The sequence below is a fragment of the Microbacterium aerolatum genome (genome assembly GCF_007988825.1).
GTDB lineage: Bacteria > Actinomycetota > Actinomycetes > Actinomycetales > Microbacteriaceae > Microbacterium > Microbacterium aerolatum.
Genome location: NZ_BJUW01000004.1, coordinates 158,677 through 183,780, shown reverse-complemented (window position 1 = coordinate 183,780; position 25,104 = coordinate 158,677). Strand labels below are relative to the sequence as shown.

The following is a 25,104-nucleotide window of genomic DNA, read 5'->3' as shown; positions in this document are numbered from 1 at the left end:
ACCGATCAATGGCTGAGGTGGAGGATGCCGGGCACCTCGCCGGCGTCCCCGACGAGTTCCAGCGACTGTGGACCCCGCACCGGATGGCCTACATCCAGGCGGGGCCCGAGCCGCTGCGCGAGGAGTGCCCCTTCTGCGAGGCGCCGAAGCACGCCGACCCCGAGCGGCTCATCGTCGCCCGCGGCGAGACGGCGTACGTGCTGCTGAACCTGTTCCCGTACAACTCCGGCCACCTGCTCGTGTGCCCGTACCGTCACATCGCAACCTACGACCAGGCCACGGCCGAGGAGGTCGCCGAGATCGGTGCGCTCACCCAGACCGGGATGCGGGTGCTGCGCGAAGTGTCCGGCTGCGACGGCTTCAACCTGGGCATGAATCAGGGCGCGGTGGCCGGTGCAGGCGTCGACGCGCACCTCCACCAGCACATCGTGCCGCGGTGGAAGTCCGATGCGAACTTCTTTCCGATCATCGCCAAGACGAAGGCGCTCCCGCAGCTGCTCGGCGAGGTGCGGGAGACCGTCGCCCACGCCTGGCCGGAGGCCTGACGCGCGGCATCCGAGCTCAGCGCAGCGGGGCGAAGCTCTCGCGGTGCGCGATGTGCTCCGGCCGCGGCGCCGGCGCCGCGTACGGCTCGACCAGCGCGTTGTCCACGCTGTTGAACACCATGAAGATGTTCGAGCGCGGGAACGGCGTGATGTTGTTCCCCGAGCCGTGCATGATGTTCGCGTCGAACCAGAGGGCGGAGCCTGCGGCACCGGTGAACTGGTCGATGCCGTGCTGCGCGGCCAGCAGCGAGATGTCGTCCTCGCTCGGCACGCCCACCTCCTGCGCCTGCAGCGATGAGGTGTGGTTGTCGGCCGGGGTCTCGCCGACGCTGGAGATGTAGGTCCGGTGAGAACCCGGCATCACCATCAGCCCGCCGTTGAACGGGTAGTTGTCGGTGAGGGCGATCGAGCAGCTGACCGCGCGGGGGATCGGCATGCCGTCCTCCGCGTGCCAGGTCTCGAAGTCCGAATGCCAATAGAACCCGGTGCCGCGGAAGCCCGGCATGTAGTTGATGCGCGTCTGGTGCAGATAGACGTCGCCGCCCAGTAGCTGACGAGCGCGATCCAGCAGACGCGGATCGCGCGTGAGCCGGTCCACCGCGTCGCTGAGCGCCGGCACGGCGAAGATCGAGCGCACGGCGCCGGTGCCCCGCTCGCGGATGACTCGGGGGTCGTTCGCGAGCTCCGGCGCCTCCGAGAGCCGTTCGAGCTCAGCGGTGTAGCGGGCGACCTCGTCGGCGTCGAGGAAGTCGTCGAGCACGGTGTAGCCGCGCGACTCGTGCGCGTCGAGCTCCTCCTGGGTGAACGGCCCAGAGGCGGCGTCGCCCCAGACCGTCGGATGCTGCCGGGTGAGCGGAGCACTGGCCTCGCTGAGCCGGGTCGGGTACAGGTCCTGCTCGGTGCCTGTCATCGTCATCGTCATTCTCCTGTTCTTTCTTGTGCGGGCCGCGGAGATCGCGGCCCGCATGGGGCCGGTGTCAGCCGACCGGTTCGGTGACCAGCGGGTACACGCCGTTCTCGTCGTGCACCTCGCGACCGGTGACCGGGGGATTGAACACGCACACGGTGCGCATCTGAGTGCGCGGACGCACCCGGTGGCGATCATGGTCGTTCAGCAGGTACAGCGAGCCGGGGGAGAGCTGGTGCACCTCGCCGGTCGCCAGGTCTTCGATCTCACCCTCGCCTTCGACGATGAAGACCGCCTCGATGTGGTTCTGGTAGCAGAACTCGGACTCCGTCCCGGCGTACAGGGTGGTCTCGTGCACGGAGAATCCGACGCCCTCGCGGGCGAGGACGATGCGCTTGCTGCGCCAGTTCTCGGACTGGATGTCTGCGTCGGTGTCGGTGATCTCATCGATGGTGCGAATCAGCATGGAATGCCCTTCTTCTGGAAGTGAACGTGCGGGGGATGGACTCAGGCCGTGAGCGCCTCGTCGACGGAGGCGGCAATGATGTCGAGACCGCGGTCGAGCTCCTCATCGGTGATCGTGAGTGCGGGCAGGATCTTCATGACCTCGCCGCTCGGACCCGAGGTCTCCATGAGCAGACCGCGCTCGAACGCGGCATGGCAGACCGCATCGGCCGTGGCGCCGTCGGCGAACTGCAGCCCGCGCGCGAGCCCACGCCCCTTGGAGACGATGCCGGCGTCGCCGAACTCCGACACGATGGCGTTGAACCGGCTCTCGACGCGCGCTCCCTTGAGGATCGTCGATCGCTCGAGCGCGTCGTCCTGCCAGTAGGTCCGGATCGCCTCGGTGGCCGTGGCGAATGCGGGCGCGATCCCGCGGAAGGTGCCGTTGTGCTCGCCCGGTTCCCAGATGTCGAGGTCCGGTCGCACGAGGGTCAGCGCCATGGGCAATCCTGAACCGCTGATCGACTTCGAGAGACAGACCATGTCGGGCACGATACCGGCCTCTTCGAAGCTGAAGAATCCGCCCGTGCGGCCGCAGCCCATCTGCACGTCATCGACGATCAGCAGGATCTCGTGCCGACGGCAGAGGTCCGCCAGCCCGCGCAGCCACTCGGCACGGGCCGCGTTGATGCCGCCCTCGCCCTGGACGGACTCCACGATGACGGCCGCCGGAAGGTTCAGCCCGCTGCCGCTGTCGGTCAGCAGCCGCTCGAGGTAGAAGAAGTCCGGATAGTCCTGGTTGAAGTAGTCGTCGTACGGCATAGGCGTCGCGTGCACGAGTGGCACGCCGGCACCGCCGCGCTTGAGCGAGTTGCCCGTCACGGACAGCGCGCCCAGCGTCATCCCGTGGAACGCATTCGTGAAGTTGATGACCGACTCGCGTCCGGTGACCTTCCTGGCGAGCTTCAGTGCGGCCTCGACGGCATTGGCGCCGCCGGGGCCGGGGAAGACGACGCGATAGTCGAGGTCGCGAGGTGCGAGGATGCTCTCGGAGAAGGTCTGCAGGAAGTCGCGGCGCGCGGTGGTGAACATGTCGAGCGAGTGGATGATGCGATCGTCGGCCAGGTAACGGATCAGCACCTCCTTGAGCGCCGGGTTGTTGTGACCGTAGTTGAGCGCACCGGCGCCGGCGAAGAAGTCGAGGTAGCCCCGGCCGTCCTCGTCGTAAAGCGTGCTGCCGACGGCACGGTCGAACACGACCGGCCAGGATCGCGAGTAGCTCCTGACCTGAGATTCGAGGGCGTCGAAGATTCCGATGTCTGCACTGGTGGGTGCGGTGGTGCTGATGGACATATCGCCTCCTGAGGCATGCGTACGCTCCGGCGTACGCGGCAGCTCGGCGTCGTTGCGGACACCGAGGCTGGGAAGGATTCCCAGACTGGATCGGACGTCAGGCCCGCGCGAGCGCGGGGAACGGCCCGATCCGATGCAGCGGCTCCGCGTCGTGGCGATCAGGGAAGTCCTGCGCCTCGAACAGTCCGCTCGTCTCCAGCTCTGCGCCCCAGCGCCCCGCGAAGCTCGCGAAGAGCCGCCGGGACGCCGTGTTGTCGTCCGTGATCGTCGTCTCCACGTACGCGACGGCCGCGTGCCCGTCGCCGGGCGCCGAGACGAGATCGTCCAGCAGACGACCGGCGAGTCCGGCACCGCGGTGGCGCTCGTCGACCGCCACCTGCCAGACGAACAGGCGATCCGGGATCGCGGGGCGGCGGTAGCCGAGCACGAAGGCGACGACTTCGTCATCGACCAGCGCGACGCGACACGTCTCCGCGAAATCTCGCGCGAAGACCAGATACATGTACGAGGAGTTCAGATCGAGTTCGCCGGATGCTGCGGCGACCCGCCACATGCCTGCACCATGCGATGCGGCAGGGGCGAGGATCCTCGTCCTCGAGATGTCGGGGACAGGGGCATGGGGTACTTCGTTGAAGGGGAGCATGCGGGCACGACGCTAACGAGAATGTGCGGCGTCGGCAACCCGCGGCGTGTCTGAGCGCGATCTCGGCTTGATCGGAGAAGGTACGTGCGCGCGGGCGCGGTCAGCGCACCTGGCGTGCGCTGAACTGCATCCTCGGGTGGGCGTAGGACTCCTGCGCCTCGACGAGCTGCAGCTCGCGCGCACCCGAGTCCAGCGTCAGCTTCAGAAGGTCGAAGATGCTCGATGCCGTGCGCTCGAGCGCGACCTGCGCGCTGCCCGTCTCGACGTAGTGCGCGGTGAACAGCGCCGCCGTGACGTCGCCGGATCCGTTCGCCTTCATGGGAAGGAACGGGGTCTGCACGATCCAGGCGCCTTCGCCGTCGGCGGCGAGCATCTCGATGGTGCCCTCTTCACGATCGGGCCGCTCGACACTTGTCACCAGCACCGTGCTCGGGCCCATGGCCATCGCGAGATCGACCGACGCGAGCGTCGACTCCAGTGTGTCCGGCTCCGTGCGCGTGAGGAAGCCCAGCTCGAACTGGTTCGGGGTGATGATGTCGGCCGCGGGCACCACGCGCTCGCGCAGCAGCTCCGGGATCGCCGGCGCCACGAAGCATCCGGACTTCGCGTTGCCCATGACCGGGTCGCATGCGTAGAGAGCCGCGGGATTGGCGGCCTTCACACGCGCGACGGCGTCGATGATGACGTCGCCGATGCCCTCGCCGCCCTGATATCCGGAGAGGATCGCATCCACCTGTCCGAAGACCCCGCGCTCCTCGATGCCGGTGATGACGTCGCGCACGTCGCTCGGGTCGATGAGCGGGCCGCGCCACGCACCGTAGCCGGTGTGGTTGGAGAAGTTCACCGTGTAGACCGGCAGCACATCGACACCGATGCGCTGCAGCGGGAACACCGCGGCCGAGTTGCCGACGTGTCCGTAGGCGACGGCGGACTGGATCGAGAGGATCTTCATCTTCCGATCTTCTCACCCGATGGCGGAACTGATGTCCGCGGCGAGCTGCGCGGCATCCTCATCGTTCAGATCGTGCACGGTCAGCCGCGCGTGATGCGAGGGGCCGGCGGTCTCATCGAGCAGGAACTCGTCGCCCGTGCGCACGAGCCAGCCTCGGCGCATCAGTTGCTGCGAGGCGACGCGCGCCGGCTGCGTGAGCCGCACCCACAGGTTCATCCCGTCGACGTACTCGGCGTCGATCCCGTGCGCTCGCAGTCGCTCGGCGAAGGCGCGGTTGCGTTCTGCGTAGTGCGCGCCGGCGGTCCGGATCGTCGCCAGCGCGGAGTCGTCTGTGAGCATGCCGAGCGCCAGCCGCTGCAGCAGGTGGCTCACCCAGGTGGTGCCGGGGCTCAACCGCATGGCGAGCCGGTCGGCCGTCTCCGGGTCGGTCGCGGCGACGGCCAGGCACATGTCCGGGCCGAGGAACTTCGAGACCGAACGCAGCATCGCGAACCGGCGGTGCCCTGAGCCGATGAGGCTCTCGTACGGTCGCTCGGAGAGCATCGAGAAGTGATCGTCCTCGATGATGAGGACGTACGGATGCTCCGCGAGCAGTGCGCGCAGCGCCGTAGCGCATGCGGGGGAGAGGCTCACCCCGGTCGGATTCTGCGCTCTTGGCGTGCAGATGATCGCGCGCACGCCGGCATCCAGTGCTGCGCGCAGACCGTCGACCGTCATGCCCTCGTCGTCGACCGGAACGGGAATCGCGCGATAGCCGCCGAGGCGGACGGTGTGGATGCTGGCGAGGAAACAGGGATCCTCCAGTGCCACGGCGTCGTCGCGCATCAGCGCCTGTGCGAGCAGACGCTCGACGGCATCCACCGCGCCGCTCGTGATGGTGATCCGGAAGTCGGATGCCGGGAGGTCTGGTGCGACCCACTCGCGCGCCCAGGCCTCCAGGGACGGGTCGATCACCGGCTCGCCGTAGAGCACCGGCCGTCCGGCGACGCCTGCCAGGATGCCGGATGGATCGGGGATGAGCGCGGGGTCCGGGTTGCCCGTGCCGACGTCGCGCAGCACGGTGTTCTGTGCGTACCCTTCCTGAGCGACCGCGTCATGCTCGACGAGCATCGTGCCCGCCCGACCGCGGCTGACGACGAGCCCGGCCTGCGAGAGCTGCCGGTAGGCGGCGACCGTGGTGTTGCGATTGACGCCGAGGCGGGCGGCGAGCTCGCGGACCGGGGGGAGAAGGTCGCCCGGTGCCAGCGCGCCGCGCTCGCGCAGCGCCCGCACGCTGCCGACGATCTCGGCCGCCGTCCGACCGGTGATCTCATCATTCATGACACCTCCCGACATCCGAGTCTAGGGGGCGGGGGAGCAGTGCTATCTTTTGGCATAGATCAAAAACAGCATTGGATGCACGGAAGGATTCACGATGGTCGCAGACGAGAAGCCCACCACCGGATCGGCGCGCGTGAAGCGCGGTCTCGCCGAGATGCTCAAGGGCGGTGTGATCATGGACGTGGTCACCGCAGAGCAGGCGAAGATCGCCGAGGATGCCGGTGCCGTCGCCGTCATGGCGCTCGAGCGAGTGCCCGCCGATATCCGCGCACAGGGCGGGGTGTCCCGCATGAGCGACCCCGACATGATCGACAGCATCATCGAGGCCGTCTCCATCCCCGTCATGGCGAAGGCGCGCATCGGGCACTTCGTCGAGGCGCAGGTGCTGCAGGAGCTCGGCGTCGACTACATCGACGAGTCGGAGGTGCTCTCACCGGCCGACTACGTCAACCACATCGACAAGTACGACTTCACCGTGCCGTTCGTGTGCGGTGCGACGAACCTCGGCGAGGCCCTGCGGCGCATCAACGAGGGCGCGGCCATGATCCGCTCCAAGGGCGAGGCCGGAACCGGCGACGTCTCGGAGGCGATGAAGCACATCCGCAGGATCCGGGGCGAGATCGCCTCGCTCACCGCGCTCCCCAAGGACGAGCTCTACGTCGCGGCCAAGGAACTGCAGGCACCGTACGAACTGGTCGCCGAGATCGCGGAGACAGGAAAGCTCCCTGTCGTCCTGTTCGTCGCGGGCGGCGTGGCCACCCCGGCGGATGCCGCCATGATGATGCAGCTCGGTGCGGACGGCGTCTTCGTCGGCTCCGGCATCTTCAAGTCCGGCAACCCCGCTGCTCGCGCTGCCGCGATCGTCAAGGCAACGACCTTCCACGACGATCCCGCCGTGATCGCCGAGGTCTCTCGCGGTCTCGGGGAGGCGATGGTCGGCATCAACGTCTCCGATCTGCCCGCACCGCACCGGCTCGCCGAGCGTGGCTGGTAGTCCGCTCGTCGGCATCCTCTCCCTGCAGGGCGACGTGCGCGAGCACGAGAACGTCCTGCAGGGGCTCGGCGCCGAAACACTGCGCGTGCGACGCGCCGAGGAGCTGGCCCAGGTGCAGGGGCTGGTGATCCCCGGCGGCGAGTCGACGGTGATCGACAAGCTGTCGCGTCAGTTCGGGCTGCAGCAGCCGTTGCGCGACGCCATCGCCGCAGGGCTGCCGGTGTACGGCACGTGTGCCGGACTGATCCTGCTCGCCGACACCGTGATCGACGGGATCGAGGGGCAGCAGTCGTTCGGCGGGATGGACATCGACGTGCGGCGGAACGCCTTCGGACGTCAGACCGAATCGTTCGAAGCGGACCTCGCCGTACCCGTTCTCGGCGATGAGCCCGTTCACGCGACCTTCATCCGCGCACCGATCGTCGAGCGCGTCGGCGCCGGCGTCGAGGTGCTGTCGGCGCTGCCCGACGGCGCGATCGTGGCGGTGCAGCAGGGGAACCTGCTCGGCACGAGCTTCCATCCCGAGGTCGGCGGCGACTCCCGCTTCCACGCGCACTTCCTGGCCCGCGTCAGGGCGTCCGTGCGATCTGCTGCTTAGGCGGCGACGAGGCGTCGGATCGCAGTGACGGTCCGGTCGATGTCCTCGGCGGTGGTCGCCCAGGACGACATCGAGCAGCGGAGCACCGCACGGCCGCGCCACTCGGCGCCGGTGACCGCCGCGGTGCCGTCCGCAAGGATCGCTTCCCCGAGCGCCCGAGTGGCGTCATCCTCGCCGAGGCAGAACATGACCTGCGTGTAGTCGACGTCGTTGAGCACTTCGACGCCGTCGACCGACGTCAGGCCCTTCGCCATCGCCACGGCGTTCGCATGCAGGCCGTCCAGCAATCGAGCGATTCCCACCCTGCCGAGACTGCGCAGCGCCGCCCACGCGGGCACGCCGCGTGCGCGCCTGGAGAGCTCCGGTGTGACGTCCCAGGGATCGAGGCCGGAGTAGATCAGATAGTCGCCTCCGGTCCGGAATGCGGCGATGGAGTCCTGGGGATCGCGGACGATCGCCATGCCGCAGTCGTAGGGCACGTTGAGCGTCTTGTGTGCGTCGGTCGCCCAGGAATCCGCCGCCTCAGCCCCTGCGGTCAGCGGTCGCAGCGACGGGGAGGCGGCCGCCCACAGGCCGAACGCGCCGTCCACGTGCACCCAGGCTTCGTGTCGCCGGGCGATCGGGATCAGTATCCCGAAGTCGTCGAAGGCGCCGGTGTGGACTTCCCCGGCCTGCAGGCACACGATCAGCGGCCCGCGCCCGTAGTCGAGCGCGCTTTCGAGTGCGTCGGGGCGCATCCGGCCCTGATCGTCCGATTCGACGACCGTGAGTTCCGCACGACCGATGCCGAGGAACCGTGCGGCGCGGTCCACCGACCCGTGCCGGTCGGCTCCGACGACGAAGCGGATCGGCGGCGCCGATCGCAGCCCCCGCTCGGCAAGATCCCATCCGGCCCGGGCGAGGACGGCGGTGCGCGCGGTCGCGAGGCAGGTGAAGTTCGCGAGCTGACCGCCGGTGACGAACCCGACGCTGGCCGTCGAGGGCAGGCCGAACAGTTCCAGCATCCACTTGCCGGCGACGCGCTCCATGGCCACGGTCGCAGGCGTCAGCAGTGACGACCCGGAGTTCTGATCCCACGCGGATACCAGCCAGTCGGCGGCGAGAGCCGCCGGATGCGTGCCGCCGATCACGAAGCCGAAGAAGCGTCCGCCGGGGATCGCCACGAGCCCGGGATCCGCCCGCTCAGCGATCTCGTCGACCACCGCCGCAGGATCCAGGCCTTCTTCGGCGAGAGGCCCGCCGAACGCCGCCACCATCTCATCCAGGCTCGCTCGCGGCCACACCGGTCGGTCGTCGAGGCTCTCCAGGAACCCGGCGGCGTGTCGGTGAGCGGCGTCGAGAGCGCGCTCCCGCTCATCCATGAGCGAAGTCTTCCACCGTGTGCCATGACGGACAAGGCTTGTCCGCGCGATAGCGTGACCGTATGCGCCTTCCGATCGGATCGATGGACGTCAGTGCGAGCGGCGGGACCGTCACCCTCATCGGCCGGCGCGGTGACCGCTGGCAGAACGTGTCGACCCGGGAGATGTCCCTGCAGCGCGCGATCGCACTGCTCGAGCCGACCGGGCAGGACGGGTCGCACCTGGATCCCGCCTTCGAGGATGCCGTCGCCTCGGACAGTGAGCACGCACCCCGATTCGCCTCGGGGGACGAGATCCTGTGGCGATACGGCAGGCACGTCGAGGCCGCGCGGGTGGTGCGGGATGACGACCGGGGTCTGGTGGTCTGGATCCCCTCCGGGTCCGCGCGCCTGGAACCGGTGCCCGCGGACGGGCGACGGCATCGCGACGTGCCCCTGGACGAACGGTTCCTCACCCCCTGGGTGATGGCGGAGACCGCCTGGACGGGTCCTGGCATCCTGCGCATCGCGCCCGCAGGGCGGCCCTGGTCGCTGTGGTTCTTCCGGCGTCCCGACGGCGGCCCCGCCGGCACGTACGTCAACCTGGAACTGCCGCACCGGAGAGTCGCCGGTGCCGCGCCCGGCATCTTCTCCCGCGATCTCGTGCTCGACATCTGGATCGACGCGGAGCACGCTGTCACAGAGGATGTCTGGCTCAAGGATGCCGACGAGCTCGATGCCGTCGTCGCGCAGGGCCATTTCACCACCGAGCAGGCCGAGGCGGTGCGCGTTCTCGCCGACCACGCCGGTCACGATCTCATCGTCCCCGGCGCATGGCCGCTCGACGAGGCCTGGGAGCGGTGGTCGCCGGACCCCGAGGCGGATGTGCCCGTGGGCTTGCCCGACAGTGCCGAGATGGATGCCGCACGCAAGAGGTCTGGGCGCACCAGCCTCGAGGGGTGATGCGATCTGCGTGGGGTGCCGCGCAGGAACCGCGTAGAATGAAGCGCGCAAAACGCGAGACGAGCGGAGACATATGTCCGGGCATTCCAAGTGGGCGACGACGAAGCACAAGAAAGCCGTCATCGACTCCAGGCGCGCGAAGTCGTGGGCCAAGCTCATCAAGAACATCGAAGTGGCCGCGAAGCTCGGCGGTCCCGACCTGGCTGGCAACCCGACCCTGTACGACGCTGTGTTCAAGGCGAAGAAGATGTCCGTCCCGAAGGACAACATCGACCGGGCCGTCAAGCGCGGTGCCGGCATCGGCGGCGAAGCGGTCGAGTACACCTCGATCATGTACGAGGGCTACGGACCGAACGGCGTCGCCCTCATGATCGAGTGTCTGACCGACAACAAGAACCGTGCGGCCGCAGAGGTGCGCACCGCTCTCAGCCGGAACGGCGGGAACCTCGCCGACCCGGGCAGCGTCGCTTACAACTTCGAGCGCAAGGGCGTCATCGTCGTGGGTTCCGAGGGAACCACGGAAGACGACGTGATGGAAGCTGTGCTGGAGGCCGGTGCTGAGGAGGTCGAGCCGCATGGTGACGGCTTCGGAGTGATCACCGAGGCCACCGACCTGGTCACCGTCCGCACGGCTCTGCAGGACGCCGGCATCGACTACGAATCCGCCGATGTCGAGTTCGTGCCGAACCTCAAGGTCGAGGTCGATGCCGCCACGGCGCGCAAGATCTTCCGCCTCATCGATGCCCTCGAAGACAGCGAGGACGTGCAGAACGTCTACAGCAATTTCGACCTCACACCCGAGGTGCAGGCCGAGCTCGAGAACGACGAGTAAGAGCGCGCCGTCGAAGCCGTCACTCCTCTGACGCATAACCTGGGGGAGTGGCGGCTTCTTCTCTGCGCGTACTCGGCATCGACCCGGGACTGACCCGGTGCGGCGTCGGCATCGTCGACGTCGATCGCTCGCGACGCGCGAACCTGGTGCACGTCGGCGTGATCCGCACCCCCAGCGATGCCCCGATCGGCGAGCGGCTGGCTGCCGTGGCCGAGGGGATCCGCGCGGTCCTCGGGCAGCACGGACCGGATGCCGTCGCGGTGGAGCGCGTGTTCGCCCAGCACAACAGCCACACCGTCATGGGGACAGCACAGGCGAGCGGTATCGCGCTGCTGCTGGCGGCCGAAGCCGGCCTGCCCGCAGCCACCCATACGCCCAGCGAGGTGAAGGCCGCGGTCACGGGCTACGGGTCGGCGGACAAGAAGCAGGTGCAGGCGATGATCGCGCGGATCCTGCGGCTGGATGCCCCGCCTCAGCCGGCGGATGCCGCCGATGCCCTGGCCATCGCGCTGTGCCACGCCTGGCGACGGGGTGCCTCAGCCCCCGGAGGCGGCGCTTCGCTCACCCCCGCGCAGCGTGCGTGGGCGGACGCCGAGCGTGTCGCTCGAACATAGATACGATCCGCGACATAGGCTGGAGCCATGATCTCCTCCCTGCGCGGCACCGTGCTGTCCACCGGCGCCGATCACGTCGTCGTCGAGGTCGGCGGTGTGGGTTTCTTCGTCTTCGTCCCCGCCGATGTCGCACACACCGCACGGACGGGGGAGCAGCTGCGCCTGCACACGAGCCTGATCGTCCGCGAGGACGCGCTCACGCTGTTCGGCTTCGCCGAGCCCCTCGAACTCGAGGTGTTCACCCAGCTGCTCAGCGTCACCGGTGTCGGGCCGAAGTCCGCACTCGGCGTGCTCGGCCACCTCACGGTCGACCAGATCGCCGGCGCTGTCGCCGACGATGACGATGCGCCGTTCCGACGGGTGTCCGGCATCGGCCCCAAGACCGCGAAACTCATCGTCGTGCAGCTCGCCGGCAAGCTCCAGCCTCCCGCCGCAGCGCCCGCGGGCCGCCCGGCATCCGCCGCCGATGCCGTCGTCGCACAGGTCACCGCTGCGCTCGTCGGGCTGGGGTGGTCCGAGAAGGTGGCCGGTGAGGCCGCGACCGAGACAGCCGACTCCGCCAGCGAAGCCGACCGCGAATCGGTGCCGGCGCTGCTGCGCCAGACGCTTGCGGCACTGGGGCCCGCGAAGGCAGGCGGCGCGCGTGGCTGACGACTTCGCAGACGGCAGGAACCCCGCAGAGCCGATCGACGAAGCGGAACTCGCGATCGAGGGCGCCCTGCGCCCTGGCAGTCTCGGCGAGTTCGTCGGACAGCCCAAGGTGCGCGGTCAGCTGCAGCTGCTGCTCGACGCCGCCCGCATCCAGAATCGCCCACCGGACCACATTCTCCTCGCGGGCCCTCCGGGACTCGGCAAGACCACCCTGGCGATGATCGTCGCCCACGAGAGCGAGCGTCCGCTCCGACTCTCAAGCGGCCCCGCCATCCAGCACGCCGGCGATCTCGCCGCGCTGCTGTCCAGCCTCGTCCCCGGTGAGGTGCTGTTCATCGACGAGATCCACCGCATGGCGCGGTCGGCCGAGGAGATGCTCTATCTCGCGATGGAGGACTTCCGCATCGACATCATGGTCGGCAAGGGCGCCGGCGCCACCAGCATCCCTCTCGATCTCGCCCCGTTCACGCTCGTGGGCGCCACGACGCGATCCGGCCTGCTGCCCAATCCGCTGCGCGACCGCTTCGGCTTCACCGGGCACCTCGAGTTCTACGAGGACAGCGATCTGGAGAAGGTCATCGAACGATCGTCCCGCGTGCTCGACGTCACGATGCCCGAAGACGCCCGTCACGAGATCGCCAGGCGCTCGCGCGGGACACCCCGTATCGCCAACCGCCTGCTGCGGCGGGTGCGCGACTACGCGCTGGTACACGGCCAGCACCAAGGCGCGGCGACCATCGAGGACGTCAACGCGGCTCTCGAACTGTACGACGTCGATCCGATCGGGCTGGATCGCCTGGACCGGGCCGTGCTCGACACGCTCGTGCGGCGATTTCGCGGAGGCCCCGTCGGGCTCAGCACCCTCGCCGTGGCGGTCGGCGAAGAGGCCGAGACCGTGGAGAGCGTCGTCGAGCCGTACCTGGTGCGGATCGGGTTCCTCGGCCGCACACCGCGGGGCCGAGTGGCGATGCCTGAGGCGTACCGGCATCTCGGCATGCCGCACCCCGAGGTCGCCGCATTGTTCGATGACCTATAATCGCTGAAGACTTCACCCCCGAACCCACTGGCGCGTCGTATTTCCGGCGTGCGCATTTTGAAAGGCCCCGCCTGATGGAAATCGTCCTCTTCGGCCTCCTCGCCGTCCTTCTCGTCTTCATGTTCATCAACACGCGCAAGCGTCAGAAGCAGATGAAGGCCGAGCAGGAGGAGAAGGCGACGAAGACCGTCCCCGGCGCGAAGGTGCTGCTGCAGGGCGGCCTGTACGGCACGATCGTCGCCTACGACGCCGACGACCTCGACTCGCCGGCGCTCGTGGAGATCGCTCCCGGCACGGTCATCGAGGTGCACAGCCAGGCGATCCTGCGCGTCGTCGAGCCCAAGGACGTCGTCACGGACGTCGAGCTCGACGCCCCCGCTCACGACAGCGTGATCGAGGAGATCACTCCCGAGACCCCGACGGAGACTCCCGAGGAGACCCGCGCCCGTCTGGATCGCGACTCCGACGGCAAGTAAGCCCCTCGCTGGTCCTCACCGGTCCTGATCGGATTCGCAGAAAGCTGAATAGACGTGGCTTCATCCTCTCCTGTCCGCCATGCGTGGAAGGTGCTTCTCGGCCTTCTCCTCGTGACGGCCGCACTGTTCGGCATCAACGCGATCGGCGTCTACGGATTCGAGAAGAGTTCCTGGACGCCTGAGCTGGCCCTCGACCTGCAGGGCGGAACACAGATCGTCCTCAGCGCCGCCACCGAGGACGGTGCTGATCCGACGCAGGAGCAGCTGGACCAGGCCGCGGCGATCATCCGCCAGCGCGTCGACGCCTCGGGCGTCGCCGAGGCAGACATCACCACCGAGGGCGGACGTAACATCGTCGTCCAGATCCCGGGTGTCGCCGATGAGGAGACGCGCGCCCGCATCGAGGCGAGCGCGCAGCTCGAGTTCCGCTCCGTGCTGTACGTGGGCGACCCGGCGACGGAGTTCATCGGCGAGGACGGCAACAGCACCCCGTACCCTGCGCCGGACCCGTCCGCGAACGCCGTTCCCACGCCGGAGCCCACCGACGGCAGCGACATGGCCTGGATCACCGAGAAGCTCCAGGGCGAGTTCCTCGCCTACGACTGCACCGATCCCGCGAACGACCCGGGCAGCGCTCCGGCCGATCAGCCGCTGATCACCTGCGACGAGACCGGCACGGTCAAGTACATCCTCGGGCCCACCGAGCTCACCGGTGACGCGATCGACGACGCGACCAGCGGGCGCGACCAGCAGTCCGCCGCCTGGACCGTGAACCTGACCCTGGACGGACACGGCACCGAGGTCTTCGGCAAGATCAGCCAGCGCCTCTACCAGAACCAGATCGATGGGCTGAGCCCGCGCGACCAGTTCGCCTTCGTGCTCGACGGCGCAGTGATCTCCGCGCCGCAGATGAACGCGCAGATCCTCAACGGCAAGCCCAGCATCTCGGGCTCGTTCACGCAGGAGTCCGCGCAGGCCCTCGCCGACCAGTTGCGGTACGGCGCCCTGCCGCTGAGCTTCAACACCGAGAGCTCCGACACGATCTCCGCCACGCTGGGAACCCAGCAGTTGCAGATCGGCCTCATCGCCGGTCTCATCGGTCTCGCGCTCGTGGCCGTCTACTCGCTTCTCAGCTACCGCGCGCTCGGCACGGTGATCATCGCGTCGATCGCAGTGATGGGCGTGTTGACCTACATCATCGTGTGCATCCTCGCGTGGCGCCTCGGCTTCCGCCTGTCGCTGGCCGGCGTCGCGGGTCTGATCGTCTCGATCGGATTCACGGCCGACTCGTTCATCGTCTACTTCGAGCGCATCCGTGACGAGCTGCGAGACGGCAAATCGATCACGGGAGCCGTCGAGGACGGCTGGGGCCGCGCCAAACGGACGATCTACATCTCGAAGTCGATCAACATCCTCGCCGCCGTCGTGCTGTACATCCTGGCCGACTCGACGGTGAAGGGCTTCGCGTTCACGCTGGGCCTCACGACCATCATCGACGTGTTCATCTTCGTGATCTTCACGCACCCGGTGATGCAGATTCTCGCCCGCACGAAGTTCTTCGGCGGAGGGCACAAGCTCTCCGGGCTCGATCCAGACGCGCTCGGCGCGGTCTACCACACGCGGTCGCAGTACCGTGAGGTCACGCCCGCCAAGGCCGGTCGCGGCGCCAAGAACAGCCGTTCCCGGGGCGAGGCGGAGCGCAGGCAGACGATTGCCGAACGCAAACGCGCCGAAGCCCTCACGGGCAACAGACCGACCGACGCCGGAAGCGAGGGAGAGCGCTGATGGCCTCCATGAATGAGTTCGGCAACAACCTCTACACCGGGAAGACATCGTTCCCATTCGTCGCCAAGCGGCGCCTGTGGTTCATCATCGCGATCGTCCTGGTCGCCGGCTCGGTGCTGGTGCCGTTCCTCCGACCGGTGGAGTTCTCCATCGAGTTCACCGGAGGTTCGCAGTTCACCGTCGTCGCACCTGCGTCGACGGATCAGACCAAGGCGACGGAGGCGGTGCAGTCCGTCGTCCCGGAATCCACCGCGAAGGTCGCGATCGTCGGCGGCACCGATGTGCGCGTCCAGACCTCGCAGATGACGCAGAGCGAGACCCTCGCCGTCGCAGATGCCCTCGCAGAGGCATACGACGTCGACCCCGCCGAGGTCACCTCATCGTTCATCGGCCCGGCCTGGGGTGCCAACGTGACACGCCAGTCGCTGTGGGGTCTGGCGATCTTCCTCGCGCTGACCTTCCTGATCCTCGCGATCTACTTCCGCACCTGGAAGATGTCCGCAGCGGCCATCATCGGTCTGCTCGACGTGCTCGTCATCACGGTCGGCGTATACGCCCTCGCCGGGTTCGAGATCTCGCCCGCGGCGGTGATCGGCTTCCTGACGATCCTCGCGTATTCGCTGTACGACACCACGGTCGTGTTCGACAAGATCAGGGAGAACACCACGGAGGACGGGGAGAACTCTGCCCGCACGTTCGGCGAGTCCGTGAACCTCGCGGTCAACCAGACGCTCGTGCGCTCGATCAACACCTCGATCGTGGCGGCCCTGCCGGTCGGCGCGATCCTGTTCATCGGTGCGTTCTGGTTGGGTGCCGAGACTCTCACCGACATCTCGCTGTCGATCTTCGTCGGCATCATCGTCGCCACGTACTCCACGCTCTTCGTCGCTGCTCCCCTGTACTCGCTGTTCCGGGAGCGGGAGCCGCAGATCGTCGAGCGCGACCGCCGGGTTCTCGAGCTCCGCGAACGCGCCGCCGTCGACGCCTGAGGGCGCTGAGCGCCCGGGGCCCGTACCCCTTCGGGCGCGTAGGATGATCTGACCCGGAGGTGAATTGATGGCCGAGGCCACGACACAGGCGCAGGGCTCGAGCCTGAGAAGGCTCGTGCCGCGCATCTTCTCCCGCGCACCCCGGGTGAACGACCTCGACAACCTGATCCGCTCCGTGCGGGTGAATCACCCCAAGGGCGATCTCGCGATCATCGAGCGCGCCTACAAGGTCGCCAAGGAGAAGCACGAGGGCCAGAAGCGCCGCAGCGGCGAGCCGTACATCACGCACCCGCTGGCTGTAGCCCAGATCCTCGCTGAGATGGGACTCGGACCTCGCGCCATCGCCGCGGCCCTGCTGCACGACACCGTCGAGGACACCGGCTACGCGCTCTCCGAGCTCACCGACGAGTTCGGCGACGAGGTCGCGATGCTCGTCGACGGCGTCACCAAGCTCGACAAGGTCAAGTACGGCGAGAGCGCACAGGCTGAGACCGTCCGGAAGATGATCGTGGCGATGTCGAAGGACATCCGCGTTCTGCTGATCAAGCTCGCCGATCGGCTCCACAACGCCCGCACCTGGGGCTTCGTGCCGCCCGAGAAGGCCGCGCCGAAGGCCAGGGAGACGCTGGAGATCTATGCGCCGCTGGCCAATCGCCTCGGCATCCAGACCATCAAGTCCGAGCTCGAGGACCTCTCCTTCGCCGTCCTGCATCCCAAGATCTACGCCGAGATCAACAGCCTGATCGCGCAGCGCACCCCGCAGCGCGAGAAGTATCTCAAGCAGGTCATCGAGTCGATCAATGAGGATCTGCACGATCTGCGCATCCGCGGCAAGGTCGGCGGCCGACCGAAGCAGCTCTACTCCGTGTACCAGAAGATGGTCATCCGGGGTCGCGAATTCGACGACATCTACGACCTGATCGGCATCCGGGTCCTCGTGAACTCGGTGCGCGACTGCTACGCCGTCCTGGGTGCCATCCACGCCCGGTGGACGCCGCTGCCCGGCCGGTTCAAGGACTACATCGCCACCCCGAAGTTCAACCTGTACCAGTCGCTGCACACCACGGTGATCGGGCCGAGCGGTCGCACGGTAGAGATCCAGATCCGTACGCACGAGATGCACCAGCAGGCCGAGTTCGGTGTCGCAGCGCACTGGATGTACAAGGAGCGGATGAACGGCGGCAAGGCCGTCGACGGTCCTTCCGACACCGACATGACCTGGCTCGCGCACATCTCGGACTGGCAGGCAGAGACCGCCGACCCGAGTGAGTTCCTGGACTCGCTGCGCTTCGAGATCGGTGCGAAGGAGGTGTACGTCTTCACCCCGAAGGGCCGGGTGGTGGGGCTCCCCGCCGGCGCGACGCCCGTCGATTTCGCCTACGCCGTGCACACCGAGATCGGCCACCGCACCATGGGCGCCAAGGTCAACGGCCGTCTCGTTCCACTCGAGACGGAGGTGCGCACCGGCGACGTCGTCGAGGTTTTCACCTCCAAGAACCCGGATGCCGGCCCGAGCCAGGACTGGCTCACCTTCGTCAAGAGCACCCGCGCCAGGAACAAGATCCGCGGCTGGTTCACGAAGGAGCGCCGCGAAGAGGCGATCGAACAGGGCAAGGAGTCCATCGCCCGCGCGATGCGACGCCAGAACCTGCCGCTGCAGCGGATGATGAGCCAGGATTCCTTCGCGGATGTCGCCCAGCAGCTGCACTACGAGGATGTCTCGGCGCTGTACGCCGCGGTCGGCGAAGGCCACGTCTCGACGCAGTCCGTGCTCGAGAAGGTCACAGCTCTCGTCGCGGCCAACGACACCAGCACCGGCGCGATCGACCTGCCATCGCGTCCTCGCACGCATGCGCCGCGCTCGGGCGATTCGGGAATCCTGGTACGCGGTGCCGCGGACATCCTCGTCAAGCTCGCCAAGTGCTGCACACCGGTGCCCGGTGACCCGATCGTCGGGTTCGTCACGCGCGGCAGCGGCGTCTCCGTGCACCGCTCGGACTGCGTCAACGTCAAGGCCCTCAGTGACCAGGAGCAGCGTTTCATCGAGGTGGAGTGGGCTCCGACCACCAAGAGCGTGTTCCGCGTGCAGATCCAGGTCGAGGCGCTCGATCGTTCGGGTCTGCTCTCCGATGTGACGCGGGTGCTCAGCGAGCATCACGTGAACATCCTGTCGGCGACCGTCAACACGAACGATGAGCGGCTGGCGATCAGCAGGTTCGTGTTCGAGATGGGCGACTCGGTGCATCTCGACCGTGTTCTGAACGCGGTGCGGCGGATCGACGCCGTCTACGACGTGTACCGCGTGACGTCCTCATAGTCGGCGAGCTCGGCGATCCTCGCCAGCGCCGCCCGCTTTCCCGGCATCCGCGTGCGCTCCTGGATGATGACGCGCACCTTCTCGACGAGTTCGGGTGAGGCGGCGGCGAGACGACGCATCCAGAGCGCCGATTCCGGATCGTCGCCGGCTGTGACGATCAGATCGACCAGTGTGCGCACGCGGGTCGTGACCGGCACTCCAGAGACCACCTCGATGTCGCCGGCCTCGAGCTGCCGATCATGCAGCACGACGTCGCGGATGGGACGCACCCGAGCGCGTCGCTGGGCTACCCGCTGCAGGTGGTGGCACCGCGGCGGCCCGTCACCGACGCCGTGCACCCAGGCGGCAGTGGGGCCGCTGGCCGCGTAACCGGGGGAGAGGATGGGAGCGAGCGAGGCAAGGCGCGCGGCAGGGCCCTCGGGGATGTCGGGCGGCATGTAGCCGTCGCCGACCTCTATGAGCAGCCCGTCGATGCGCGCCGCTGTCAGCTCGGGCAGAGACAGCGGCGCCCCGGGGAGGTAGAGCAGCGACGGATGCACACTCTCAGTGTGACCGCGTGCCCACCGTCTCCGGGGCGGCTGTGGATAACGTCAGCCCTCGAGGGCGTTCAACCACGCGCGACGCGCTTCGAGCGCATCGGCGGCCTGCTTGGCGGCCTTCTTGTCGCCCGACTTCTCGGCCGCGGCGAGCTCGCTCTCGAGCTTCTCGATCGCGTCGAGCAACTGCTGGCTCATGTCGTTCGCCCGAGCCTTGGTCTCGGGGTTGTTGCGCTTCCAGTCGACCTCTTCGCGGGACTTCAGCGACTGCTCGATCACGCGCAGCTTGTCGTCGAGCGCGCGCTCCTGCTCGCGCGGGAAGATCCGCCCGACCTCGTCCCACTGGCGCTGGATCTTCGTCAGCAGCGCCCGCGCCTGCTTGATGTTGGACTCGTCGGCGACGGCCTTCGCCTCTTCGAGAAGCGCCTTGCGCGCCTCGATCTTCGGCGCTGATTCGGCCTCCTCCGCGGCGGACTGCTCTGCGCGTGCGGCGTACAGCGCGTCACCGGCCGCCTTGAAACGAGCCCAGAGGGCGTCGTCGGCCTTGCGTCCTGCGCGGCCCGCCGCCTTCCAGTCGTCGAGCAGACCGCGATAGGCGGGGATGCCGTCGACACCCTTCGGTGCGAGAGCCTCTGCCCGCTCGATCAGCGCGTTCTTGCGATCACGCGCAGCCTTGTGAGTCTCGTCCAGCTCGGCGTAGAACGCGCGGCGCCCCTTGTCGACGACGGCGCGCGCGTCGCGGAAACGCTTCCAGAGCTGCTGCGAGATGCCCTTCGGCAGACGCGGACCGTTCTGCTGGTGCGCCTGCCAGGTCTCGAAGAGCGTGTTCACCTCTTCGGTGACCTGCTTCCACTGCACCTTGCTCAGGTCACGGGCGGCGATGGCTTCGATGCTCTCGACCACGACCGTGCGCTCTGCGATCGCCTGATCCACCTGCTCCTTGGCGGCCTTGGTCTCGGCCTCGCGCGCCTCGGCAAGAGTCTCGGTGAGCGTCGAGAGGCGGGTGTGCAGGGAAGCCAGGTCACCGACAGCGGCGGCGCCGGTGACCTCGGTCACGAGCTTCTGCGCCTGACTGGTCAGGTCACTCGCCGACGCACCGCCGGTCTGGTGACGCTGCTCGAGCGTGTGCACCTTGAAGGCGAGGTCGTCGAACTTGCGCACGTAGTACGCCAGCGCCTCCTCGGACGTGCCGTCGGGGTACTGGCCGACGACGCGCCAGTCGTCGCCCTCTCGCACCTCGACGGTGCCGTCGTCTGTGACGCGTCCCCAATCGGCCGAGTCTGCGGCGGCGATCGGCGACACGGGAGCCGACGGCGCTGCAGCCGGGGCCGGCGTGCGCGGTGGCATCGGCACGCGCGGAGGCGCGGGGACGGGCGGGGTCGGCTTCGAGGTCTCGTCTGCGGACACGATGTGCTCCTTGCGCGGTCAGCCCGCGTGAGGGTGGGAAAGGACTTCGTTCAGCCTAGTACGCGGGGGACGCGCTCAGAGTTCCGAGATCTCACAGCATCGTTATCGGTTTGTGAGGAGATCGTTCGATGCGCGTAACAGGCATCGTCGGGTTCGCGAAACACGGCCCGCATAGTGTCTGGTCATCGCCGACAAGCAGGAGGCCTGATGAACATCACCGAGATCGTCGTGGCCGGAGCGGGCATGGTCGCGCACCGCTTCGTGGAGAGCCTGCTCAGCCGCGCCGGCGCCGCGGTACGCGTCACCGTCATCGGCGACGAGGACCGTCATCCGTACGACCGGGTCGGGCTCACGTCGTACTTCTCCGGCACCACTCCCGCCGAGCTGACGCTGGAGCGCGAGGTCATGGACGACGAGCGGGTCGCGCTTCTCGCCGGAGACCGGGTCACGCGCATCGATCGCGATGGCCGCTCCGTGACGACGCGGTCCGGGCGTGTTCTGACATACGACCGCCTCGTCCTCGCGACCGGCTCGTACGCCGCCCGCGTGGCCGTGGACGGCGCGGATCTGCCCGGATGCTTCGTGTACCGCACCCTCGACGATGTGCAGGCGCTCAGGCGTTTCGTCCAGCGTCGCAGCGCCGAGCTGGGACGCCCGCTGCGCGGCGCGGTCATCGGCGGCGGTCTGCTCGGGCTGGAGGCGGCCGGTGCGCTCCAGAGCCTGGATGTCGACTGCACGGTGGTGCAGTCATCCGACCGCCTCATGTCGGCGCAGCTCGACCTGGCAGGCGGCAGCATGCTGCGCCGTCTCATCGAGGCGCGCGGCATCGACGTGCGCACCCAGTCGCGCACCACGCGCCTGGATCCCGACGCGTCCGGATCCGTCACGGCGCTGGAGTTCCAGGACGGCAGCATCCATCGAGCGGATGTCGTCGTGTTCACGGTCGGCGTCCGCCCGCGCGATGAGCTCGCCCGTGCGGCGCAGCTCGCCGTGGACCCGCGCGGCGGCGTCGTGATCGACGAGGGCTGTCAGACCAGCGACGACGCGATCCTCGCGATCGGTGAGGTGGCCAGCTTCGGCGGCCGAAGCGTCGGCCTCGTCGCCCCCGGGTATGCGATGGCCGAGGTCGCGGCGACCCGCCTGCTGGGCGGGGAGGCCTCTTTCGGCGGCTACGACGAATCGGCCAAGTTGAAGCTCTCCGGCGTGGACGTCGCGAGCTTCGGGGACGCGTTCGCGACGACCGCCGGCGCCCTGGACGTCGTCTACACGGACCCGGTGGCCGGCGTCTACAAGAAGCTCGTGCTCTCCGACGACGCGCAGACGCTGCTGGGCGGCATCCTGGTGGGCGACGCCGGCGCATACGGGTCGCTGCGCCCCCTCGTCGGCGCGCGGCTCGGCGCAGATCCGGTGTCGTACCTGATGCCGGCGGGTGGAGTGGAGGCGCCGGGAGGCGATCTGCCCGACGAAGCGGTGGTCTGTTCGTGCTCGAACGTGACCGCCGGCCGCATCCGCCAGGCGGTGCATGACGAGGGTTGCGTGGATGCCGGGGAGGTCAAGGCCTGCACCAAGGCGGGTGCCACGTGCGGCTCCTGCGTCCTCATGGTGAAGAAGGTCGTCGGGCAGGAGCTCACCAAGCTCGGCCAGACGGTCTCGAACGCGCTCTGCGAGCACTTCGACATGTCACGGCGGCAGCTCTTCGACGCGGTGCGGGTGTCCGAGCTGACGACCTTCAGCGCCGTGATCGAACGGTTCGGGCGCGGACGCGGCTGCGACATCTGCAAGCCGGCTCTCGCCAGCATCCTCTCCGTCCTGGTCGGCGCCCATGTGCTGGACGGCGAGAACGCCACCCTGCAGGACACGAACGACCACGTCATGGCGAACCTGCAGAAGGACGGCACCTACTCGGTGGTGCCGCGGATGCCAGGTGGCGAGGTGACGCCGGCAGGGCTCATGGTGATCGGTCAGGTGGCAGAGGACTTCGGGCTGTACACGAAGCTGACCGGCGGGCAGCGCATCGACATGTTCGGCGCCCGCCTCGAACAACTGCCGCTGATCTGGCAGCGGCTGGTGGATGCCGGGTTCGAGTCCGGTCATGCGTACGGCAAGTCGTTGCGCACCGTGAAGTCCTGCGTCGGTTCGACATGGTGCCGGTACGGCGTGCAGGACTCGGTGGGCATGGCCGTCCGGCTGGAGCTGCGCTACCGCGGCCTGCGCGCGCCGCACAAGCTGAAGATCGGCGTGTCCGGGTGCGCGCGCGAGTGCGCCGAGGCGCGATCGAAGGATGTCGGGATCATCGCCACCGAGACCGGCTGGAACATGTATGTCGGCGGGAACGGCGGTTTCTCACCGCGTCATGCCGAGCTGCTCGCATCCGATCTCTCCGACGACGCCCTCATCCAGGCGATCGACCGGTTCTTCATGTACTACATCCGCACCGCCGACCGCCTGCAGCGCACCGCGCCCTGGTGCGAGGACCTCGAAGGCGGCCTTGACGGACTCAGGTCCGTGATCTTCGACGACAGCCTCGGCATCTGCGCGGATCTCGATGCGGCCATGGCGCGGCACGTCGACGGTTATGAGGACGAATGGGCCGCGACCCTGCGCGACCCTGACAAACTCGCGCGCTTCCAGTCGTTCGTCAACGCGGCCGACACTCCCGACCCGTCACTGGCCTACGTCGCGACGCGCGGGCAGGTGCGGCCCGCTTCGCCGTCGGAGCGAGAGGACTCGGGCGTCCTGATCGCCGGCACCACCCTGGCGGTGCGCCGATGAGCCTGGTCGCCGCAGACACCACAGCCGTGCGGGTGTGCCGGACCCACGACCTCGAGGTGGAGCGCGGCAGAGCGGCACTCATCGGATCGGAGCAGGTCGCCCTCTTCCTGCTGCGCGACGGCAGCATCCACGCGGTGTCGAACCTCGATCCGTTCAGCGGTGCCCACGTGATCTCGCGCGGCATCGTCGGCACGAAGGGCGAGAGCCCGACGGTCGCCTCTCCCATGCACAAGCAGGTGTTCGATCTCCGCACCGGACTGTGCCTTGACACCCAGGGCAAACCGGAGGCGCATCTGCTCGTGTGGCGGGTGATCGTCGAAGGCGAAGACGTGCACCTGCTACCGCCTGACCGGACCCGGAACCCCACCTTGGAGGAATGACATGACGTCGCTACTCGGACTCTCGCTCACCGGCCGGCGCGTGCTCTTCGTCGGCGGCGGTGCCGTGACGGCGCGCCGCCTTGGCCGCTTCCTCGCGGACGGCGCCGTCATCGGGATCGTGGCACCGCGGCTCGCACCCGAGACGCAGGCGCTCGTGCGAGAGCACGACCTCGAGTGGCACGAGCGAGAGTTCGCGCCCGGCGACGTCGCAGATGCGTGGCTCGTGCACACCGCCACCGGCGACCCCGCTGCGGATCGAGAGGTCACCGCAGCGTGCGACCGGTACAGGGTGTTCTGCGTCAACGCCTCGGACGGCGCCCACGGCAGCGCTCGGATGACGGCGCAGACGACGTCGGGCGATGTCGTCGTCGGAGTGGCCAGCGACGTGGGCGTCGACCCCCGCCGTGCGGCCGGCGTGCGCGATGCCATCGCGCTGACGATGGCATCCGGCCGCATCCCCCTGCGCAGGCGACGTGCGACGCAGTCGGGACGCGTCGACCTCATCGGCGGCGGGCCGGGACCGATCGATCTCATGACCGTGCGCGCCCGACGCCTGCTCGCAGAAGCCGACGTCGTCGTCGTCGACCGTCTCGGCCCCACCGCGGAGGTGCTGGCCGAACTCGACCCGGACGTCCTCGTGATCGACGTCGGCAAGCGTCCGCATCACCACCCGGTGCCGCAGGAGCGGATCAACGCTCTGCTCGTCGAGCACGCATCGGCCGGCAGACGCGTGGTGCGGCTCAAGGGCGGTGATCCCTTCGTGTACGGCCGCGGCGGTGAGGAGGTGATCGCCTGTCAGCGCGCCGGCATTCCCGTCGAGGTCACACCGGGCGCATCGAGCGCGATCTCGGTGCCCCAGGCAGCGGGGATCCCGGTGACCCATCGCGGAACGGCATCCGCCATGCATCTGGTGAACGGCCAGGGCGAGGTCACGCCCACCACTCTTCGGGCGCTGGCGGACCGCGACGTGACCACCGTGATGCTCATGGGCGTCGCCGCACTCCCCAGGGTGGTCACGGCCGCCCTCGAGCGCGGGATCGGCAGCGATCTGCCGGTCGCGATCGTGGAGAACGGCCACACTTCGCGTCAGCGGACGACGAGGAGCACACTCGGCGAGGTCGTCGATGCCGCAGCGGACGCCGGGGTGCGCAATCCGGCCGTGATCGTGTTCGGCGAGGTGGCACGGGCAGGGCTGCTGATGCCCGGCGGACTGCGATCGGAGGAGAACGCGCGGTGAGTTCGCGCACGCTG

General features: G+C 68.4%; 24 protein-coding genes. 15 read left to right on the top strand and 9 right to left on the bottom strand.

Going from position 1 to position 25,104, the window contains the following annotated elements; all coding sequences use genetic code 11:
* Positions 1–8 precede the first annotated feature (8 nt).
* Positions 9–545, top strand: coding sequence for an HIT family protein (locus MAE01_RS06300; RefSeq protein ID WP_147038708.1), 537 nt, complete (start codon positions 9–11; stop codon positions 543–545).
* 16 nt (positions 546–561) lie between these two features.
* On the opposite strand, the gene thpD is transcribed toward MAE01_RS06300, so the two are convergent.
* The 6 genes from thpD to MAE01_RS06270 form a co-directional block, all read right to left on the bottom strand.
* Positions 562–1,461 carry an ectoine hydroxylase gene (gene thpD, locus MAE01_RS06295; protein WP_147038707.1) on the bottom strand — a complete coding sequence of 300 codons (900 nt, stop codon included), beginning with the start codon at positions 1,459–1,461 and terminating at the stop codon, positions 562–564.
* Between the two features lie 61 nt (positions 1,462–1,522).
* On the bottom strand, positions 1,523–1,918 hold the full coding sequence (locus tag MAE01_RS06290; protein ID WP_147038706.1) for an ectoine synthase: 396 nt from the start codon (positions 1,916–1,918) through the stop codon (positions 1,523–1,525).
* 41 nt (positions 1,919–1,959) lie between these two features.
* Positions 1,960–3,249: a diaminobutyrate--2-oxoglutarate transaminase gene (gene ectB, locus MAE01_RS06285; RefSeq protein ID WP_222591656.1), complete on the bottom strand. Its 1,290-nt coding sequence runs from the start codon at positions 3,247–3,249 to the stop codon at positions 1,960–1,962.
* A 97-nt stretch (positions 3,250–3,346) separates the two neighbouring features.
* Positions 3,347–3,892: a diaminobutyrate acetyltransferase gene (gene ectA / locus MAE01_RS06280; protein WP_147038705.1), complete on the bottom strand. Its 546-nt coding sequence runs from the start codon at positions 3,890–3,892 to the stop codon at positions 3,347–3,349.
* Positions 3,893–3,992: 100 nt separating this feature from the next.
* Positions 3,993–4,844: a pyridoxal kinase PdxY gene (gene pdxY, locus MAE01_RS06275; protein ID WP_147038704.1), complete on the bottom strand. Its 852-nt coding sequence runs from the start codon at positions 4,842–4,844 to the stop codon at positions 3,993–3,995.
* Between the two features lie 12 nt (positions 4,845–4,856).
* Entirely contained in the window at positions 4,857–6,164 is a 1,308-nt protein-coding gene (locus MAE01_RS06270) for an aminotransferase class I/II-fold pyridoxal phosphate-dependent enzyme (protein ID WP_147038703.1), read from the bottom strand.
* Between the two features lie 94 nt (positions 6,165–6,258).
* Between MAE01_RS06270 and pdxS the strand changes: the two genes are divergently transcribed.
* Both pdxS and pdxT read left to right on the top strand, forming a co-directional pair.
* Positions 6,259–7,158, top strand: coding sequence for a pyridoxal 5'-phosphate synthase lyase subunit PdxS (pdxS, locus tag MAE01_RS06265; RefSeq protein WP_147038702.1), 900 nt, complete (start codon positions 6,259–6,261; stop codon positions 7,156–7,158).
* The gene (gene pdxT / locus MAE01_RS06260) at positions 7,148–7,756 is read left to right on the top strand and encodes a pyridoxal 5'-phosphate synthase glutaminase subunit PdxT (RefSeq protein ID WP_147038701.1); all 609 of its coding nucleotides are present in this window, start codon (positions 7,148–7,150) and stop codon (positions 7,754–7,756) included. Before pdxS ends, pdxT begins: the two co-directional genes overlap by 11 nt.
* Here pdxT and MAE01_RS06255 read toward each other — a convergent pair.
* Entirely contained in the window at positions 7,753–9,117 is a 1,365-nt protein-coding gene (locus MAE01_RS06255; RefSeq protein WP_147038700.1) for a pyridoxal phosphate-dependent decarboxylase family protein, read from the bottom strand. The two genes, pdxT and MAE01_RS06255, sit on opposite strands and share 4 nt — an antisense overlap.
* Before the next feature lie 62 nt (positions 9,118–9,179).
* Between MAE01_RS06255 and MAE01_RS06250 the strand changes: the two genes are divergently transcribed.
* The 9 genes from MAE01_RS06250 to MAE01_RS06210 all read left to right on the top strand — a co-directional run bounded on the left by MAE01_RS06250 (position 9,180) and on the right by MAE01_RS06210 (position 18,758).
* Complete coding sequence (locus MAE01_RS06250) at positions 9,180–10,058, top strand: ribonuclease FAU-1 family protein (protein ID WP_147038699.1); 879 nt, start codon at positions 9,180–9,182, stop codon at positions 10,056–10,058.
* 73 nt (positions 10,059–10,131) lie between these two features.
* On the top strand, positions 10,132–10,890 hold the full coding sequence (locus MAE01_RS06245; protein ID WP_147038698.1) for a YebC/PmpR family DNA-binding transcriptional regulator: 759 nt from the start codon (positions 10,132–10,134) through the stop codon (positions 10,888–10,890).
* Positions 10,891–10,937: 47 nt separating this feature from the next.
* Positions 10,938–11,504, top strand: coding sequence for a crossover junction endodeoxyribonuclease RuvC (ruvC, locus tag MAE01_RS06240; RefSeq protein WP_147038697.1), 567 nt, complete (start codon positions 10,938–10,940; stop codon positions 11,502–11,504).
* Positions 11,505–11,531: 27 nt separating this feature from the next.
* Positions 11,532–12,155: a Holliday junction branch migration protein RuvA gene (ruvA, locus tag MAE01_RS06235; protein WP_147038696.1), complete on the top strand. Its 624-nt coding sequence runs from the start codon at positions 11,532–11,534 to the stop codon at positions 12,153–12,155.
* Positions 12,148–13,191 (top strand): Holliday junction branch migration DNA helicase RuvB, encoded by a 1,044-nt coding sequence (ruvB, locus tag MAE01_RS06230; protein WP_147038695.1) that lies wholly within the window; start codon positions 12,148–12,150, stop codon positions 13,189–13,191. Before ruvA ends, ruvB begins: the two co-directional genes overlap by 8 nt.
* Before the next feature lie 74 nt (positions 13,192–13,265).
* Positions 13,266–13,667: a preprotein translocase subunit YajC gene (locus tag MAE01_RS06225; RefSeq protein WP_147038694.1), complete on the top strand. Its 402-nt coding sequence runs from the start codon at positions 13,266–13,268 to the stop codon at positions 13,665–13,667.
* Positions 13,668–13,721: 54 nt separating this feature from the next.
* Positions 13,722–15,452, top strand: a complete 1,731-nt coding sequence (secD, locus tag MAE01_RS06220; protein WP_147038693.1) for a protein translocase subunit SecD — start codon at positions 13,722–13,724, stop codon at positions 15,450–15,452.
* On the top strand, positions 15,452–16,441 hold the full coding sequence (secF, locus tag MAE01_RS06215; protein WP_147038692.1) for a protein translocase subunit SecF: 990 nt from the start codon (positions 15,452–15,454) through the stop codon (positions 16,439–16,441). The genes secD and secF overlap by 1 nt, the downstream gene beginning before the upstream one ends.
* 67 nt (positions 16,442–16,508) lie before the next feature.
* A complete protein-coding gene (locus tag MAE01_RS06210; protein ID WP_147038691.1) occupies positions 16,509–18,758 on the top strand; it encodes a RelA/SpoT family protein in 2,250 nt (749 codons plus the stop codon).
* Here the strand turns inward: MAE01_RS06210 and MAE01_RS06205 are convergent.
* Positions 18,728–19,297: a type IV toxin-antitoxin system AbiEi family antitoxin gene (locus MAE01_RS06205; protein WP_147038690.1), complete on the bottom strand. Its 570-nt coding sequence runs from the start codon at positions 19,295–19,297 to the stop codon at positions 18,728–18,730. The two genes, MAE01_RS06210 and MAE01_RS06205, sit on opposite strands and share 31 nt — an antisense overlap.
* Before the next feature lie 51 nt (positions 19,298–19,348).
* Entirely contained in the window at positions 19,349–20,701 is a 1,353-nt protein-coding gene (locus tag MAE01_RS06200) for a DUF349 domain-containing protein (RefSeq protein WP_229718190.1), read from the bottom strand.
* Between the two features lie 207 nt (positions 20,702–20,908).
* Here MAE01_RS06200 and nirB point away from each other — a divergent pair, with 207 nt between their 5' ends.
* The 3 genes from nirB to cobA are packed head-to-tail and all read left to right on the top strand — an operon-like array spanning position 20,909 to position 25,090.
* Positions 20,909–23,473 carry a nitrite reductase large subunit NirB gene (gene nirB / locus MAE01_RS06195; RefSeq protein WP_186806139.1) on the top strand — a complete coding sequence of 855 codons (2,565 nt, stop codon included), beginning with the start codon at positions 20,909–20,911 and terminating at the stop codon, positions 23,471–23,473.
* On the top strand, positions 23,470–23,853 hold the full coding sequence (gene nirD, locus MAE01_RS06190; protein WP_147038689.1) for a nitrite reductase small subunit NirD: 384 nt from the start codon (positions 23,470–23,472) through the stop codon (positions 23,851–23,853). The genes nirB and nirD overlap by 4 nt, the downstream gene beginning before the upstream one ends.
* 1 nt (position 23,854) lies before the next feature.
* Positions 23,855–25,090 carry a uroporphyrinogen-III C-methyltransferase gene (cobA, locus tag MAE01_RS06185; protein WP_147038688.1) on the top strand — a complete coding sequence of 412 codons (1,236 nt, stop codon included), beginning with the start codon at positions 23,855–23,857 and terminating at the stop codon, positions 25,088–25,090.
* The last annotated feature ends 14 nt before the right edge of the window (positions 25,091–25,104 follow it).

Bases quoted from the DNA above. Each gene is read 5' to 3' on its own strand.
- ruvA (WP_147038696.1), top strand. From the start codon at position 11,532: ATGATCTCCTCCCTGCGCGGCACCGTGCTGTCCACCGGCGCCGATCAC.
- MAE01_RS06250 (WP_147038699.1), top strand. From the start codon at position 9,180: ATGCGCCTTCCGATCGGATCGATGGACGTCAGTGCGAGCGGCGGGACC.
- MAE01_RS06245 (WP_147038698.1), top strand. From the start codon at position 10,132: ATGTCCGGGCATTCCAAGTGGGCGACGACGAAGCACAAGAAAGCCGTC.
- secF (WP_147038692.1), top strand. From the start codon at position 15,452: ATGGCCTCCATGAATGAGTTCGGCAACAACCTCTACACCGGGAAGACA.
- pdxS (WP_147038702.1), top strand. From the start codon at position 6,259: ATGGTCGCAGACGAGAAGCCCACCACCGGATCGGCGCGCGTGAAGCGC.
- ectB (WP_222591656.1), bottom strand. From the start codon at position 3,249: ATGTCCATCAGCACCACCGCACCCACCAGTGCAGACATCGGAATCTTC.
- MAE01_RS06255 (WP_147038700.1), bottom strand. From the start codon at position 9,117: ATGGATGAGCGGGAGCGCGCTCTCGACGCCGCTCACCGACACGCCGCC.
- MAE01_RS06300 (WP_147038708.1), top strand. From the start codon at position 9: ATGGCTGAGGTGGAGGATGCCGGGCACCTCGCCGGCGTCCCCGACGAG.
- cobA (WP_147038688.1), top strand. From the start codon at position 23,855: ATGACGTCGCTACTCGGACTCTCGCTCACCGGCCGGCGCGTGCTCTTC.
- MAE01_RS06290 (WP_147038706.1), bottom strand. From the start codon at position 1,918: ATGCTGATTCGCACCATCGATGAGATCACCGACACCGACGCAGACATC.
- nirD (WP_147038689.1), top strand. From the start codon at position 23,470: ATGAGCCTGGTCGCCGCAGACACCACAGCCGTGCGGGTGTGCCGGACC.
- pdxY (WP_147038704.1), bottom strand. From the start codon at position 4,844: ATGAAGATCCTCTCGATCCAGTCCGCCGTCGCCTACGGACACGTCGGC.
- MAE01_RS06225 (WP_147038694.1), top strand. From the start codon at position 13,266: ATGGAAATCGTCCTCTTCGGCCTCCTCGCCGTCCTTCTCGTCTTCATG.
- nirB (WP_186806139.1), top strand. From the start codon at position 20,909: ATGAACATCACCGAGATCGTCGTGGCCGGAGCGGGCATGGTCGCGCAC.
- ectA (WP_147038705.1), bottom strand. From the start codon at position 3,892: ATGCTCCCCTTCAACGAAGTACCCCATGCCCCTGTCCCCGACATCTCG.
- thpD (WP_147038707.1), bottom strand. From the start codon at position 1,461: ATGACGATGACAGGCACCGAGCAGGACCTGTACCCGACCCGGCTCAGC.
- MAE01_RS06270 (WP_147038703.1), bottom strand. From the start codon at position 6,164: ATGAATGATGAGATCACCGGTCGGACGGCGGCCGAGATCGTCGGCAGC.
- MAE01_RS06210 (WP_147038691.1), top strand. From the start codon at position 16,509: ATGGCCGAGGCCACGACACAGGCGCAGGGCTCGAGCCTGAGAAGGCTC.